This window comes from Sphingomonas flavida, from assembly GCF_036663655.1.
GTDB lineage: Bacteria > Pseudomonadota > Alphaproteobacteria > Sphingomonadales > Sphingomonadaceae > Sphingomonas.
The window spans coordinates 84,880-98,516 of sequence record NZ_JAXOJH010000012.1; the positions used below are offsets into that span (position 1 = coordinate 84,880).

At 66.5% G+C, this 13,637-nt stretch carries 14 protein-coding genes; 6 read left to right on the plus strand and 8 right to left on the minus strand.

Annotation, left to right across the window (positions count from 1 at the left end; genetic code table 11):
* Positions 1-52: 52 nt before the first annotated feature.
* The gene (murA, locus tag U1703_RS13895; RefSeq protein ID WP_320452869.1) at positions 53-1,333 is read left to right on the plus strand and encodes a UDP-N-acetylglucosamine 1-carboxyvinyltransferase; all 1,281 of its coding nucleotides are present in this window, start codon (positions 53-55) and stop codon (positions 1,331-1,333) included.
* A gap of 125 nt (positions 1,334-1,458) precedes the next feature.
* On the opposite strand, the gene U1703_RS13900 is transcribed toward murA, so the two are convergent.
* Entirely contained in the window at positions 1,459-2,214 is a 756-nt protein-coding gene (locus U1703_RS13900) for a LytTR family DNA-binding domain-containing protein (protein ID WP_332786150.1), read from the minus strand.
* A gap of 174 nt (positions 2,215-2,388) precedes the next feature.
* Between U1703_RS13900 and U1703_RS13905 the strand changes: the two genes are divergently transcribed.
* The gene (locus U1703_RS13905; protein ID WP_332786151.1) at positions 2,389-2,916 is read left to right on the plus strand and encodes a DUF2306 domain-containing protein; all 528 of its coding nucleotides are present in this window, start codon (positions 2,389-2,391) and stop codon (positions 2,914-2,916) included.
* 18 nt (positions 2,917-2,934) lie between these two features.
* On the opposite strand, the gene U1703_RS13910 is transcribed toward U1703_RS13905, so the two are convergent.
* Positions 2,935-4,527, minus strand: a complete 1,593-nt coding sequence (locus U1703_RS13910) for a cisplatin damage response ATP-dependent DNA ligase (protein WP_332786152.1) — start codon at positions 4,525-4,527, stop codon at positions 2,935-2,937.
* A gap of 7 nt (positions 4,528-4,534) precedes the next feature.
* On the minus strand, positions 4,535-4,720 hold the full coding sequence (locus U1703_RS13915; RefSeq protein WP_332786153.1) for a DUF1328 domain-containing protein: 186 nt from the start codon (positions 4,718-4,720) through the stop codon (positions 4,535-4,537).
* Positions 4,721-5,117: 397 nt separating this feature from the next.
* On the opposite strand from U1703_RS13915, the gene U1703_RS13920 reads away from it, so the two are divergent.
* Positions 5,118-6,788, plus strand: coding sequence for a methyl-accepting chemotaxis protein (locus U1703_RS13920; protein ID WP_332786154.1), 1,671 nt, complete (start codon positions 5,118-5,120; stop codon positions 6,786-6,788).
* Positions 6,789-6,885: 97 nt separating this feature from the next.
* Here U1703_RS13920 and U1703_RS13925 read toward each other — a convergent pair whose 3' ends face one another.
* The 3 genes from U1703_RS13925 to U1703_RS13935 form a co-directional block, all read right to left on the minus strand.
* Entirely contained in the window at positions 6,886-7,383 is a 498-nt protein-coding gene (locus U1703_RS13925) for a Dps family protein (RefSeq protein ID WP_320452875.1), read from the minus strand.
* 112 nt (positions 7,384-7,495) lie between these two features.
* Entirely contained in the window at positions 7,496-8,065 is a 570-nt protein-coding gene (locus U1703_RS13930) for a TMEM165/GDT1 family protein (RefSeq protein WP_332786155.1), read from the minus strand.
* Complete coding sequence (locus U1703_RS13935) at positions 8,065-8,397, minus strand: hypothetical protein (protein WP_320452877.1); 333 nt, start codon at positions 8,395-8,397, stop codon at positions 8,065-8,067. Before U1703_RS13935 ends, U1703_RS13930 begins: the two co-directional genes overlap by 1 nt.
* Before the next feature lie 210 nt (positions 8,398-8,607).
* Between U1703_RS13935 and rpmG the strand changes: the two genes are divergently transcribed.
* The gene (gene rpmG, locus U1703_RS13940; RefSeq protein WP_007407030.1) at positions 8,608-8,775 is read left to right on the plus strand and encodes a 50S ribosomal protein L33; all 168 of its coding nucleotides are present in this window, start codon (positions 8,608-8,610) and stop codon (positions 8,773-8,775) included.
* Between the two features lie 172 nt (positions 8,776-8,947).
* Here rpmG and U1703_RS13945 read toward each other — a convergent pair whose 3' ends face one another.
* Positions 8,948-9,838, minus strand: a complete 891-nt coding sequence (locus tag U1703_RS13945; RefSeq protein ID WP_320452878.1) for a LysR substrate-binding domain-containing protein — start codon at positions 9,836-9,838, stop codon at positions 8,948-8,950.
* 262 nt (positions 9,839-10,100) lie between these two features.
* Here U1703_RS13945 and U1703_RS13950 point away from each other — a divergent pair, with 262 nt between their 5' ends.
* Positions 10,101-12,392 (plus strand): CDC48 family AAA ATPase, encoded by a 2,292-nt coding sequence (locus tag U1703_RS13950; RefSeq protein ID WP_332786156.1) that lies wholly within the window; start codon positions 10,101-10,103, stop codon positions 12,390-12,392.
* Positions 12,393-12,536: 144 nt separating this feature from the next.
* On the opposite strand, the gene U1703_RS13955 is transcribed toward U1703_RS13950, so the two are convergent.
* Positions 12,537-12,854 carry an antibiotic biosynthesis monooxygenase family protein gene (locus U1703_RS13955; RefSeq protein ID WP_332786157.1) on the minus strand — a complete coding sequence of 106 codons (318 nt, stop codon included), beginning with the start codon at positions 12,852-12,854 and terminating at the stop codon, positions 12,537-12,539.
* 147 nt (positions 12,855-13,001) lie between these two features.
* Here U1703_RS13955 and U1703_RS13960 point away from each other — a divergent pair, with 147 nt between their 5' ends.
* The gene (locus U1703_RS13960; RefSeq protein ID WP_320452881.1) at positions 13,002-13,616 is read left to right on the plus strand and encodes a class I SAM-dependent methyltransferase; all 615 of its coding nucleotides are present in this window, start codon (positions 13,002-13,004) and stop codon (positions 13,614-13,616) included.
* Positions 13,617-13,637: the final 21 nt, after the last annotated feature.

A 13,637-nucleotide genomic window follows, 5' to 3' on the forward strand; every position in this document is an offset into this window, starting at 1 on the left:
GCGGGGCGTGACCCTTGGCGATGCCCCGGACCTTCGCTAGGAAGGCGGGTCTATGGACCGTATCCTTATTCGCGGCGGCAACCGGCTGTCGGGTCGCCTGAAGATCTCGGGCGCGAAGAACGCCGCGCTCACCCTGATGCCTTGCGCCATCCTGACCGACGAACCGGTCACGTTGCGCAACCTGCCGCGTCTGGCCGATGTCGACGGGTTTGGCCATCTGCTGAACCAGATCGGTGCGTCGACCCGTGTCGAGGGGACGCGGCCGGAGGATTTCGGCCGGGTCATGACGATCCGCGCAGGCCAGCTGTTCTCGACCGAGGCGCCCTACGACATCGTGCGCAAGATGCGCGCGTCGATCCTGGTGCTCGGCCCCATCCTGGCGCGCGCGGGCGAGGCGCGGGTATCGCTGCCCGGCGGCTGCGCGATCGGCAACCGTCCGATCGACCTTCACCTGAAGGCGCTGGAGGCCATCGGCGCGGAGATCGAACTGACCGCCGGTTATGTGAAGGCCAGCGCGCCCGGCGGTCGCCTGTCGGGTGGGCGCTATACCTTCCCGGTGGTGTCGGTCGGCGCGACCGAGAATGCGCTGATGGCCGCGGTGACGGCCAAGGGCACCTCGGTGCTGGGCAATGCCGCACGCGAGCCCGAGATCGTCGACCTGTGCCGCCTGCTGATCGCGATGGGCGCACGGATCGATGGCGTCGGGACCGAGACGTTGACCATCGAGGGTGTCGACCGGCTGCACGGCGCCACCTATTCGGTGATGCCCGACCGGATCGAGGCGGGTTCCTATGCCTGCGCCGCCGCGATCACCGGCGGTGACCTGGAACTGGTCGGCGCCTGTGCCGAGGATATGCGCGCGACCCTCTCCGCGCTGACCGAGGCGGGCGTCACCGTCGAGGAAGGCCGCGATTCGATCCGGGTGAAGGCCGATGGCCCGCTCCAGCCGCTGACCCTGTCGACCGCACCCTATCCGGGCTTCGCGACCGACATGCAGGCGCAGTTCATGGCGATGCTGTGCAAGGCCGAGGGCACCAGCACCCTGACCGAGACGATCTTCGAGAACCGCTACATGCACGTACCCGAACTGGCGCGCATGGGCGCGGACATCCAGGTGCATGGCCGCACCGCGATGGTGAAGGGCGTCGAGAAGCTGACCGGCGCGCCCGTCATGGCGACCGACCTGCGTGCTTCGATGAGCCTGATCCTGGCGGGCCTGGCCGCCGAAGGCGAGACGTCGGTCGCCCGTGTCTATCACCTCGACCGTGGTTACGAGCGGCTGGAGGAAAAACTGTCGGCCGTGGGTGCCGATATCGAGCGCGTCGGCGACTGATCTTGGTCCTCCCCGGGCTTCTGCTTGGGGAGGCGGTTGTGGAGGGGTGTCACCATCGGTGTGGACACCCCTCCGTCAGCCCTTCGGGCGGCCACCTTCCCTTGCAGGGGAGGAAATAGCGGCCGTTACCACCAGCCCTCCGCCTCCAGCACCGGCACCATCGCGCGCGATACCCGCGCCTCGACCCCGCCGGTCAGGACCAGCCGCAGTCCACGCCCTTCGCGACGCGCCTCGCGCACGGCATCGCGCGCCACCCACCAACTGCGATGCACCTGCGCGCCGATCAGCGGCGCGACCTCCGGCACCGCGTCGCGCATCCGCAGCAGGATCAGCTCCGACCCATAGGCACCGTGGACGCGCAGATAATGGTCCTCCATCTCCAGCGCCACGATGGTGGGGCCGAAGCCCGGCGGCAGGCGGTCGAGCAGTGCGGGGTGGGGTGTCGCGATCGGCGCGGAGGATTCGGGCTGGGTGGATTCGGGCGGGGCGGCCTCCGGGGCGGGGGCTCGCCGCTTATCGCCATACCAGAGCAACAGGCCGGCCAGCCCGCCGATCACCAGCACATTGCCATAGAGCAGCACCGCCTGATCCGTATCGGGCCAGCGCATCGGCAGGCCCAGTCGCCCGACCCACCAGACGACAACGCTCATCGGTATGCTGGCCAGGATCGCGGCTCCGGCCCAGCCCGCCATTTCGGGCAGGTGCAACCGCGCCGCCACGACCAGCGCCCCCGCCATCACCGGCTTGTAGAGGAGATAGCCCGCCAGCATCAGCGTGATCCAATAGATCAGCCGATAGGCAAAGCTCGCCCCGAACGTCCCGAACGGCCCCAGCACCGCCAGCAGCAGCCCGACGCCGATCATCGCGGCGATATCGATCACTATGCGGCGAGAGCGGGGCATCACGGCCCCGTGACTATGGCCAATTGGCGCTTCGCGAAATGGCAAATCGGCCTGTCCACGAAGGGAAACGGCCGATCCGCGCAAACAGGCTGGCAAAGGCCCGGTGCGACGGCAGGACCGGGGGCGAACCGTTTCCGATCAGGATTTCGACCGATGACCGACCTTTCGCTTCTTCCTGCGCAGCCCCGCCGTGGCGACACATCACTGCTGTTGCGCGCCGCCATCCTGGCCGCCGGGGGTACGTTGTCGCTGATGGCGGTGGTCGCCATGGCACGCGGCGCGCTGGGCCTGTCGCCGACGCTGGCGCGGGCGCATGACGTGGCGGTGTGGATCCATCTCGGCTCGGTGCTGCCCGCCCTGCCGCTTGGGTTATATGTCCTGCTGTCGCGCAAGGGCGATGCGCGGCACCGGATGCTGGGCAGGATATGGGCGGGGCTGATGGTGGTCGCGGCGCTGTCGGCACTGGCGCTGCGCGACCTGAATCACGGGCAGTTCAGTTTTATCCACATTTTTATCCCCATCACCCTGATCGGCCTGTGGCGGGCGATCGCGGCGGCGCGGGCGGGGCGGATCGCTACGCACCGCAAGGTCATGGTCAGCCTGTATCTCGCCGGGTTGATCGGCGCGGGCTCCTTTGCCTTCATGCCGGGCCGGGTGATGGGGACGTGGCTGTTCGGTTGAGGGGCGGAACGGCGTGTTTCAGGTGATCAGCCGCTTGAGCGTCTCCACCCGGTCGGCTTCCTCGGCGGGCTTGTCGGTGCGGATGCGGGCGATCCGGGGAAAGCGCATCGCCACCCCCGATTTGTGCCGCTTCGATTCGTGGATCGAATCGAACGCGATTTCCAGCACCAGATTCTTTTCCACTTCGCGTACCGGTCCGAAGCGCTGGACGGTATGGACGCGCACGAAGCGGTCCAAAGCCCGCAACTCCTCGTCGGTGATGCCCGAATAGGCCTTGCCCACGGGCAGCAGTTCGCCCTCCTTGGTCCAGCAGCCGAAGGTGTAATCGCTATAATAGCTCGACCGCCGGCCACTGCCGCGCTGGGCGTACATCATCACGCAATCGGCGGTCAGCGGGTCGCGTTTCCACTTGTACCACAGGCCGACGCGCCGCCCGCCGCTATAGGGTGAATCGCGGCGCTTGAGCATCACGCCCTCGATCGCGGCATCGCGGGCGGTGGCGCGCAAGGCCTCCAGCGCGGTGAAATCCGCAGCCTCGATCACCGCGCTGACGTCGAAGCGCTCGGGGTCGAGCCTGGCCGCGAACGCCTCCAGCCGTTTCCGTCGCTCGGTCCAGGGGAGGGGGCGGAGATCCTCCGTCCCGTCGACCAGTATGTCGTAAAGCCGGACGAAGGCGGGGTAATCGGCCAGCATCCGGGCCGACACGGTCTTGCGCCCCAATCTCTGCTGGAGCGCGTTGAAGCTGGCCGCGCCGCCGCCATCCTCCAGCGTACCGCCCTGATGCTCGCCCTTGACCAGCAGCTCACCATCGACCGCGCCCACCGTATCGAAGGCGCTGGCGATATCGGGAAAGGCGTGGGTCACATCGTCGCCGGTCCGGCTGTACAGCCGGGTCTGCCCGGCGACATGGACGATCTGTACCCGGATACCGTCCCATTTCCATTCGGCGGCATATTCGTCGAGATCGACCCGCAGATCCTCCAGCGGATGCGCGAGCATGAAGGGGCGGAAGACCGGCACATCGGCCGTCGTCGGCTGCGCGCCCGTCCCCTCGCCCCAGGCGAACAGTTCGGTATAGGGCGGCGACAGGCCGTGCCAGATTTCCTCCACCGCCTCGACATCCAGCCCGAAAGCCTGTGCGAAGGCGGTCTTGGCCAGTCGCGCCGACAGGCCGATGCGCAGGCCGCCGGTCGCCATCTTCAGAAGGGCGAACCGCTCCTCCGCGGTCGACCGATCGAGCATGTCGGCCAGCACGGCGGGCGCGTCGGAGCGGGACAGATGCCGCAACCGCTCGACGACCGCACTGAGCGACAGCGGCTCGGGATCGAGCGGCCGGTCGGGCGCTGGCCAGAGCAGGGCGACCGTCTCCGCCGTATCACCGACATAGTCACGGCTCATGCGAAAGAGGACGGGGTCGACGCGTTGTTCGATCAGGGCGCGAATGAGCGCGGGCTTGACGCCGGGCAGGTCGAGGTTGCCGGTCAACGCCGCCATCGCCCAACCCCGGTCGGGATCGGGCGTGGCGGCGAGGTAATCCGCGACCAGCTTCAGCTTGGCGTTGCGCGACCGCGTGTAGATCAGCGCGTCGAGCAACCCCGCAAACTCGCGCATATGCGAATCAGTCGATCGCGTTCTTCACCGACTTGCCCGCGACCAGCCCGAGCACCAGGAAGATCACGAACAGCGCGATCGCGATGAAGAACAGGATCTTGGCGATCCCGACGAACGCGCCGCCGATACCGCCAAAGCCCAAGGCCCCCAGGACCAGACCGACGATAAGGAACGTGATGGCGAGCTTGAGCATGGGGCAATCCTCCTGACCTGATAAGGGCTTAACCGGCCAGGAGGGTTGGTGTTCCGGTTACGCATGAAGAGCGTGATTTGCAGCCCCGTTTCCAATCGCCATCCCAACCATATCCGCTCGCCCCGGCACCCACGGACACGGCAAATCCGGCCATGCGAGCGACCAAGCAAACGGTATAAGATAACCCAAATTTAAGCCTTGCCCGCAATATCGACGCAAACCAAAGCGCACCTCGCGAGAGGAGCCGGTAATGGATTGGTTGTTCGGGCTTCGTCCTGGAGAACCTGATGGCCCGCCGGGAGACGTTGGCCGCCTCATTCGGGAATCACGAATGACGTGATCCTGTTCCGCCATGCTTGGGTGTTGTCAAACGCCTCATCAATCGGGAAATTTCTTCATGCGGCCTACCATCAAGGTCAAATTGGGGGCGGTCTTCGTGATCCTGCTCTTGCTGATGTCGACGGTCATCGGACTGGGTCTGCTCAAGATGAATGCGCTGAACAGTGCGATCAACGACCTGGTGGCCGGTCCGGCCAAGCGCCTGGAACTGGCGCAAGGTTTCGCGATCAAGGCGTCCTATGTCGCGCGTCAGGAAAAGAACCTGGCACTGACCAGCGACGACGCGCTGATGCATGCGATCGACACCAGCCTGATGAAGGCGCGCGCCGATACGCAGGCGATCCTGAACGAAGGCTATGCCAACGCCACCGACGAATCGCGTCCCCTCTGGAATCAGGCGCGGGGCCGGTGGGCCGAATATCTGCCGATCAACGACCAGATTCGCGAAATGGGCATGCGCAACGACAATGCCGCAGCGGGCCAATTGTCGATCGGCAAATCGCGTGTCCTGCTGGGCCAGCTCTCGGACGTGTCCGATCAGATCGTGGCGCTCAGCAAGCGGAACATGGATAAGGCCGCGCGCGAAACCGATGAACTGTACGACCAGGCGGCGATGGTCCTGCTGCTGACCGGCGCCATCGCGATGGCGATCGCGATCGCCGGTGCCGTCTGGATATCGCGCATCGTGTCCAAGGGGCTGCGCAGCATCGGCGGCGCGATCACGGCGGTCGCGGACGGCGACCTGAGCACCGAAGTGCGCGTGACCACCAACGACGAGATCAAGGACCTGATGGATATCGTCAACCGCATGATCGAGCGGCTGCGCGATACGATCGGCCAGACCAGCCTGGCGGCGCAGAATGTCGCGGCGGGCAGCGAAGAGCTGTCGTCGACGTCGCAGCAGGTCAGCGAGGGCGCGACCGAGCAGGCGGCGGCCGCCGAGGAAGCCTCTGCCGCGATGGAGCAGATGGCGGCCAACGTGAAGCAGAATGCCGACAATGCCAGCCAGACCGAGAAGATCGCGCGCCAGTCGTCGATCGATGCCGATCAGAGCGGCGAGGCGGTGCAGCAGGCGGTCGTCGCGATGCGTACCATCGCCGACAAGATCACGATCGTGCAGGAAATCGCCCGCCAGACCGACCTGCTGGCGCTGAACGCGGCGGTCGAGGCGGCGCGGGCCGGGGAACATGGTCGCGGCTTTGCCGTCGTGGCGGCCGAAGTCCGCAAGCTGGCCGAGCGCAGCCAGATCGCGGCGACCGAGATCAGCGGCATGTCGAGCGACACCGTCACCGCGGCCACCCGTGCGGGTGACATGCTGGCCAAGCTGGTTCCCGACATCCGCCGCACCGCCGAACTGGTCGCCGAGATCGGCGCTGCGTGCCGCGAGCAGGATATTGGTGCGGTGCAGATCAACGAGGCGATCCAGCAGCTCGACAAGGTGACGCAGCAGAATGCGTCGGCCTCCGAACAAATCTCGTCCACCTCGGAGGAACTGGCCTGTCAGGCGGAGGAGATGCAGCAGAGCATCAGCTTCTTCCGGATCAACGTCGCCGATCGCGGCGCGCCACCCGCGCCGCGTGCCCCAGGCCGCAGCCCGGCACAAAGGCGCGCGACCGTCACGCGCGCCGGATCGATCGCCGATCAGCAGGCCCGGGTGCGCGGCTTCGCACTGGACCTGAGCGTCGGGGCGCCGGATGCCGAGGACGCCGATTTCGGACGGGCGGCATAAACCGCAAGGGGAGGGGCGGCAGGCCCCTCCCGATATTCCACGAAAAAGCCCCGGCTTTCACCGGGGCTTTTTTATCGTCGAAAGGCGCAGGCGCGGCTCAACCCTTGCGGCCCGCCTCGAACAGGAACCAGGCGCGTTCCTCGGCCTGGTCGGTCCATTCGTCGACGATGCCGCTGGTGGCATTGTCCTTGGCCTCTTCGGCGGCATCCTTGACGGCGCGGAAACGCTCGACGAGCTTCAGATTGTCGTCGCGCAGTTCGACCAGCATGTCGGCGGCCGACACGAATTCGCGGTCATTGTCGACGATGGTCTGGCGGCGGGCAATGTCGCCGATCGAGCGCAGCGTCAGGTTGCCGGTCTTGCGCACCCGCTCGGCAATCGCATCGGTCACGCCCAGGATCTGTGCGGCCTGATCGTCGAGCATGAGGTGATAGTCGCGGAAATGCGGGCCCGAGACGTGCCAGTGAAAGTTCTTGGTCTTCAGATACAGCGCATAGCAATCGGCCAGTGCGCCGTTCAGGGCATCCGCGACGCTGGCGGTCGCGTTGCGGTTGAGGTCGGTCGGCGTATCGAGCGCCGGGTTGATATCGGACATGGACGTGCTCCCGCAATCAGTCGTGGCAGTCTGGATCGTTGCGTGAACGAACCGATGGCGCAAATGCTCCCCCCATGTCCATCGACAAAGCCCGCGCAATCTGATCGATCGCCTAGATCAACCCCTTTGCCGACAAGCCGACGACCACGCCCGCCAGTATCAGCACCGCGCCGATCGCGATGCGGATCGTACGCCAGGGCAGGCGCTGCCACTCGCGCTCGCCCAGCATCAGCGGGGGCAGCAGCGCGCCGAGCAGGCCCAGGATCGCGGCGGGCCAGGCCGCCCAGGGCAGCGGCGATCGCGCGGCGGCGGCCGCCACCAGCATCATGCCCGAATCGGCGACCAGGATCGCGCCGCCCCCGAACAATGCGGTGCCGAACGCCCCCAGCCGGGGCCAGCCGAACGGCGATCCGGGCCGGGGCATGCGCGTGGTCAGCGCGATACCGATCAGGACCAGGGCGAGCGCCAGCAACAGGCTGCGCAATTCGGGGGTCAGCTCCGGCGCGATCGCGATGCCCAGCGCGACCGCCATCGCGGCAAGCACCGCTTGTGCGACGAGAAGGCCGGACAGCACGGGCACGATCGCCCCGGTCCGCTCGGCCAGCCGGGTCGCAAAGCCGCTCGACCGTCCACCAAGCTGGGCCAGAAACGTCACGACCAGAACGATCATCAATGCGTCCATCAGCGCGCCAGCCGGACCGAACAGGCTTCGGCGAAATGCTGGGTCGTCTCCAGGTCCTGGCGCTCGCTGGCCACCGCGTCGGTCAGCATCGCCAGCCAGCCATGGACGGGCGGTGTATCCACCGCGCGCATCAGCGCACGGTCGATGAAATGGGTGACGGTGACCGCAGAGGTCAGGCCATGCGCATGGGCCAGGCGGCGAATCGCGTCGATGCCGGGCATCAGCTCGGTGGCGGGTGCATAGGGTGCCCGGACGTCGAGCGCGGCGATTCGCGCCCGAAGCTGGTCGCGGACATCGGTATGCTCGCGAATCGCAGATCCCGAATCGGTCATGTTCCTCGCACCTTTCCCCTCGCCGCCATGGCGGTTTTCGTGCGCCCGCCTAGGAAGTCGATGGGACGTCGTATAGGCTCTTGGGTGTAAAGAGGGGCTTAAATGGGGCGAAATGCTTGACTCAGGCAGGTCCATGGGCCATGGACGGCCCTTATATAGCGGCGGCTTCGGCTGCCGCTTTCGCTTTTTCACGCATACAGGAACCAGGTCATGGCCAAGCCGACCACCGTCAAGATCAAGCTCGTCAGCTCGGCTGATACCGGCTTCTTTTACGTCACGAAGAAGAACCCACGCACCAAGACCGAGAAGCTGAGCTTCAACAAGTACGACCCGGTCGTGCGCAAGCATGTCGAGTTCAAGGAAGCCAAGATCAAGTAATTCGCGAGGGGCGCTGGCATAGCGCCCCGCGAAGGACTTGAAGGCGTGAAGCCGCCGTCCGGAAGGGCGCGCGGCTTTTTGTCGTTTGTTCTTTTTTGCATCCGCGGGCCAAAAGCGCACCCCCTCCCGCAGGCGGGAGGGGCGTGCTCGTGGCGGGTGTTTGGGGCGCTACCTACGCCGCCTCCGGGTACAGCGTCCCGATCAGCCAGTCGTGGAACAGCTTCACCGACTTCTGCTGCAACGCGCGCGGGCGGCACACGAACCAGTGGCTGTACGGGCTGTCGACCTCGATATCGAACAGCCGCACCAGGCGGGGGTCGTGCGCGTGTTCGAAATGGCTGGCATGCATGAACGCGACGCCCAGTCCCTGCGCCACCGCCTCCAGCATCAGGCCGCCCGAATCGAAGAAGTCGATCGCCTTGGGCTTGATGTCGCTCAGGCCCGCGACCTGGCACCAGGCGGTGAAGGCGTCCGGCATTTCGCGGTGCAGCAAGGCGGTCATGCCGTTCAGCTGTTCCGGGCGGAGCAGCGGATTAGGGCCTTCGAGCAGCCGCTTGGCGCCGATGACATAGACCTTGTTGCGGTCGAGTCGCTTGGCATAGAGCGACGGATCGATATCGCGGCCCAGCGCGATCACCGCGTCCAGCCCCTCGCCCAGCCGCGCGATGCCATGCCCGGCGGTGTCGATATCCAGATGCAATTCGGGATGCGCCGCGCGCAACAGCCCCATATGCGGGAACAGCCGCTGCGACGCATAGAGCGGCAGCACACCCAGTCGCAGGCGCAGTACCTCCTGCCCGCTGGTCATCGCCTCCACCGCGTCGGACAGCTGGTCGAGCAGGGGGGCGATCTGTTCCATCAGCCGCTGGCCGTCCTCGTTGGGCACCATCGCCTGATGCCGCCTGGCGAACAGCGGCTTGCCGACGAAGCGTTCCAGCGTCTGCACCCTGCGGCTGAGCGCGGGCGCGGACAGCGCCAGTTCCTCGGCCGCCGCCTTGATGGAGCCCAGGCGCACGACCTGGACAAATGCTTCGATCGCACCGAGCGGGGGGAGCCTGCGCATGGAGTACCTGTACTCGTTGACCTATTGGTCAGAGGATTGCACAAACTGCAATCATAGCCAAGCTTTTCGCACTTGCAACATAACGTTTCGCACCGCAAAAGGAACGGGCCTTTCAGGCATCCTCTCCTAAAAACTTTCACGGGCTGGTCGTTTCGATCGGCCCTTTTTTTTGCCTCGGCTGGGCCGTCCGCCCTTTTGCAGACCGGAACCCACCCCCACGTCCCGCGCTTTCGTGTCTCAGACACTTTGCCAAGGGACGATCATGGCCGACAGCGACGCGCCGACCCGCAAGATACAGGTGGCCAATAGCCGCCCCGAGGATTCGGGCCGGGGCCTGGCCCATGTCCCGCGCAGCCTGATGGCCGCGCTTGGCATCACCGAGGGGGATGTGGTCGAGATCGTCGGCAAGCAGGCGACGCCTGCGCGCGTCGTCGCCCCCTATCCCGAGGATGAAGGCCTGGACCTGGTCCGCATCGACGGGTTGCAGCGGGCGAATGCGGGCGTCGGCTCGGGTGATTTCGTCGAGGTGCGCCGCGTCGAATCGAAGCCTGCGACCCGCGTCGTCTTCGCGCCGGCACAGCAGAATCTGCGGCTCCAAGGCTCGGCCCAGGCGCTCAAGCGCACCTTCTTCAACCGCCCGCTCTGCCAGGGCGACGTGGTGGCCACCGCCGGACAGCAGCGCGTGACCAACATGCCGCCGGGCGTCGCGCAGTTCATGAACGCGCCAGCTTACGCGCTCCAGGAAATCCGCCTCGCCGTCGTCGCGGCCAGCCCGAAGGGCGTCGTGCATATCGACGAAAATACCGAGGTCGAGCTGCGCCCCGAATATGAGGAGCCGCGCGAGGCCCGGCGTGCCGACGTCACCTATGACGATATCGGCGGCATGGCGTCGACCATCGACCAGTTGCGCGAGATGGTCGAGCTGCCGCTGCGTTATCCCGAATTGTTCGAGCGGCTGGGTGTCGAGCCGCCCAAGGGCGTGCTGCTTCATGGGCCGCCCGGCACCGGCAAGACGCGGCTGGCGCGCGCGGTGGCCAATGAGTCGGATGCGCAGTTCTTCCTGATCAACGGTCCCGAGATCATGGGTTCGGCGTATGGCGAGTCGGAACAGCGGCTGCGCGACATCTTCGAGGAAGCGACCAAGTCGGCGCCCTCGATCGTGTTTATCGACGAGATCGACTCGATCGCCCCCAAGCGTGACCGTGTGCAGGGCGAGGCGGAGAAGCGGCTCGTCGCGCAGTTGCTGACGCTGATGGACGGGCTGGAGGCGCGGGCGAACCTCGTCATCATCGCCGCGACCAACCGGCCTGAGGCGATTGACGAGGCGCTGCGGCGGCCGGGTCGCTTCGACCGCGAGATCGTGGTGGGTGTGCCCGACGAGCGCGGGCGGCGCGAAATCCTGGGCATCCATACGCGCGGTATGCCGCTGGGCGACAAGGTCGACCTGAACGAACTGGCGCGCACCACCTTCGGTTTCGTCGGCGCGGACTTGGCGGCGCTGACCCGCGAGGCGGCGATCGAGGCGGTGCGGCGGATCATGCCGCGCCTGAATCTCGAGGAACGGACGATCCCGGCCGAGGTGCTCGACACGCTGTCGGTGACGCGCGAGGACTTCCTGGAGGCGCTGAAGCGCGTCCAGCCCTCGGCGATGCGCGAGGTGATGGTGCAGGCGCCCAGCGTCCGCTGGGATGACGTCGGCGGCCTGGACACCGCGCAGATGAAGCTGAAGGAAGGCGTCGAGCTGCCGCTGAAGGACCCGGACGCGTTCCGGCGACTCGGTATCCGCCCCGCCAAGGGCTTCCTGCTTTATGGGCCGCCCGGCACCGGCAAGACGTTGCTGGCCAAGGCGGTGGCGCGCGAGGCGGAGGCGAATTTCATCGCCACCAAGTCGAGCGACCTGCTGTCCAAATGGTATGGCGAGAGCGAGCAGCAGATCACGAAGCTGTTCGCCCGCGCCCGCCAGGTCGCGCCCACGGTGATCTTCATCGACGAACTCGACAGCCTCGTCCCCGCACGCGGCGGCGGGCTGGGCGAGCCGCAGGTGACGGAGCGGGTGGTCAACACCATCCTGGCCGAGATGGACGGGCTGGAGGAGTTGCAGTCGGTCGTCGTGATCGGTGCGACCAACCGGCCCAACCTGATCGACCCGGCGCTGCTGCGGCCGGGGCGGTTCGACGAGTTGATCTATGTCGGCGTGCCGGACAAGGTCGGGCGGCGGCGGATCCTGGGCATCCAGACCGCCAAGATGCCACTCGCCAGCGATGTGGATCTGGACGATGTGGCGGCGCGGACCGATCGCTTCACCGGCGCCGATCTGGGCGATGTGGTGCGCCGGGCGGGTCTGATCGCGCTGCGCAAGTCGCTGGGCGCGACACAGGTCGACATGGCCGCCTTTGACGAGGCGCTGACCGAGGCACGGGCCAGCGTGACCCCGGAGATGGAGCGCGACTATGAACAGATCGCCGCCAAGCTGAAGCAGGACGCGGCGGCGATCCAGCCGATCGGCTTCATCGCGCCGGGGATGCTGACACCGCGCGGGGACAAGCAGCCCTGAGGCGGAGGCCATCCTCCTTCTGAAGCCCCTCCTCCCGGCAGGGGGGAGGGGCTTGGGGTGGGGGCAGAGCCACAGACGACGATCTCGATGAGACTCCTTTCCCTCCCGCCTGCGGGAGGGGAGCGGCAAGATCGGAGGTCGGGGCTAATATGCCGACCACCCATAACTCCGCCCCACCTTGGCCACCGCGACCTCATACCGCGCATACCATCCCGCCCGCCCCCGCTCCCGGATCGACGCATGTTCGGGATGCGCCCGCCACGCCAGGGCGCTCGCCTCGTCCGCCCACCAACTGACGGTAACCCCGGATCCGTCAGCGTCGCGGGCGCTGTCGACACCGCGATAGCCCGGCTGTGCCGCCGCCAGCCGATCCATGGCCGACGCCGCATCGGCATAGCCCGGTTCGTCATCCCCCGTCCGTTGGGACATGAAAATCACCGCGATCTGACTCGTCCGGTCCATGATATTCCCCCATCCGCCCCGTTCGCTTTGCGACGGAATGCACCCATCGCGCGCAACCCAATAGCTTGAAAGTCGTTCGGCACCTGTGCGACGAGGGGGTTTCCCTCGCGCGTCCCTTACGCGGGGATCACGAACGACAGGAACTCGATGCCCAGCTCGACCACCGCCGCGCGCAAGTCCCGCACCGATGCCACGGGTTATCCGTCGCCCGGCCAGATGTTCTTTCAACAGTTCCTGAAGCATCCGGTGATGGTGGGCTCGATCATTCCGTCGTCGGGCAAGCTGATCCGCAAGATGCTGGGCCCGGTCGACTGGGCCAATACCAAGCTGTTCGTGGAATATGGCCCCGGCGTCGGCACCTTTTGTCGTCCGATCCTGGAGCGGATGGCGCCCGACGCCAAGCTGATCGCGATCGATACCAATGCCGATTTCTGCGACTATCTCAGCCACACCATCGTCGACTCCCGTTTCGCGGCGGTGAACGGCTCGGCGGCCGATGTGCAGAAGATCGTGCGCGACCATGGTTTCGATCATGCCGATTACGTCCTGTCGGGCCTGCCCTTCTCGACCCTGCCGCCCGGCGTCGGCCCGGCGATCGCCAAGGGCACGCACGACGTGCTGCGTCCCGGCGGCGCCTTCCTGGTCTATCAGTTCAGCCCGAAGGTGAAGGACTTCCTGGTCCCGCACTGGTCGAACATCGACCATGACATGGAATGGTGGAACGTGCCGCCCGCGCAGCTCTACTGGGCCTGGAAGGACTGAATCACGCCTCCCCGCCACGGG

What these genes read in the sequence shown, in the direction of transcription:
- U1703_RS13960 (WP_320452881.1), top strand. Translation starts at nt 13,002, where the DNA reads ATGCCCAGCTCGACCACCGCCGCGCGCAAGTCCCGCACCGATGCCACG.
- U1703_RS13910 (WP_332786152.1), bottom strand. Translation starts at nt 4,527, where the DNA reads ATGCGCGAGTTTGCGGGGTTGCTCGACGCGCTGATCTACACGCGGTCG.
- U1703_RS13905 (WP_332786151.1), top strand. Translation starts at nt 2,389, where the DNA reads ATGACCGACCTTTCGCTTCTTCCTGCGCAGCCCCGCCGTGGCGACACA.
- U1703_RS13925 (WP_320452875.1), bottom strand. Translation starts at nt 7,383, where the DNA reads ATGTCCGATATCAACCCGGCGCTCGATACGCCGACCGACCTCAACCGC.
- U1703_RS13935 (WP_320452877.1), bottom strand. Translation starts at nt 8,397, where the DNA reads ATGACCGATTCGGGATCTGCGATTCGCGAGCATACCGATGTCCGCGAC.
- U1703_RS13920 (WP_332786154.1), top strand. Translation starts at nt 5,118, where the DNA reads ATGCGGCCTACCATCAAGGTCAAATTGGGGGCGGTCTTCGTGATCCTG.
- U1703_RS13930 (WP_332786155.1), bottom strand. Translation starts at nt 8,065, where the DNA reads ATGGACGCATTGATGATCGTTCTGGTCGTGACGTTTCTGGCCCAGCTT.
- U1703_RS13945 (WP_320452878.1), bottom strand. Translation starts at nt 9,838, where the DNA reads ATGCGCAGGCTCCCCCCGCTCGGTGCGATCGAAGCATTTGTCCAGGTC.
- U1703_RS13915 (WP_332786153.1), bottom strand. Translation starts at nt 4,720, where the DNA reads ATGCTCAAGCTCGCCATCACGTTCCTTATCGTCGGTCTGGTCCTGGGG.
- murA (WP_320452869.1), top strand. Translation starts at nt 53, where the DNA reads ATGGACCGTATCCTTATTCGCGGCGGCAACCGGCTGTCGGGTCGCCTG.
- rpmG (WP_007407030.1), top strand. Translation starts at nt 8,608, where the DNA reads ATGGCCAAGCCGACCACCGTCAAGATCAAGCTCGTCAGCTCGGCTGAT.
- U1703_RS13955 (WP_332786157.1), bottom strand. Translation starts at nt 12,854, where the DNA reads ATGGACCGGACGAGTCAGATCGCGGTGATTTTCATGTCCCAACGGACG.
- U1703_RS13950 (WP_332786156.1), top strand. Translation starts at nt 10,101, where the DNA reads ATGGCCGACAGCGACGCGCCGACCCGCAAGATACAGGTGGCCAATAGC.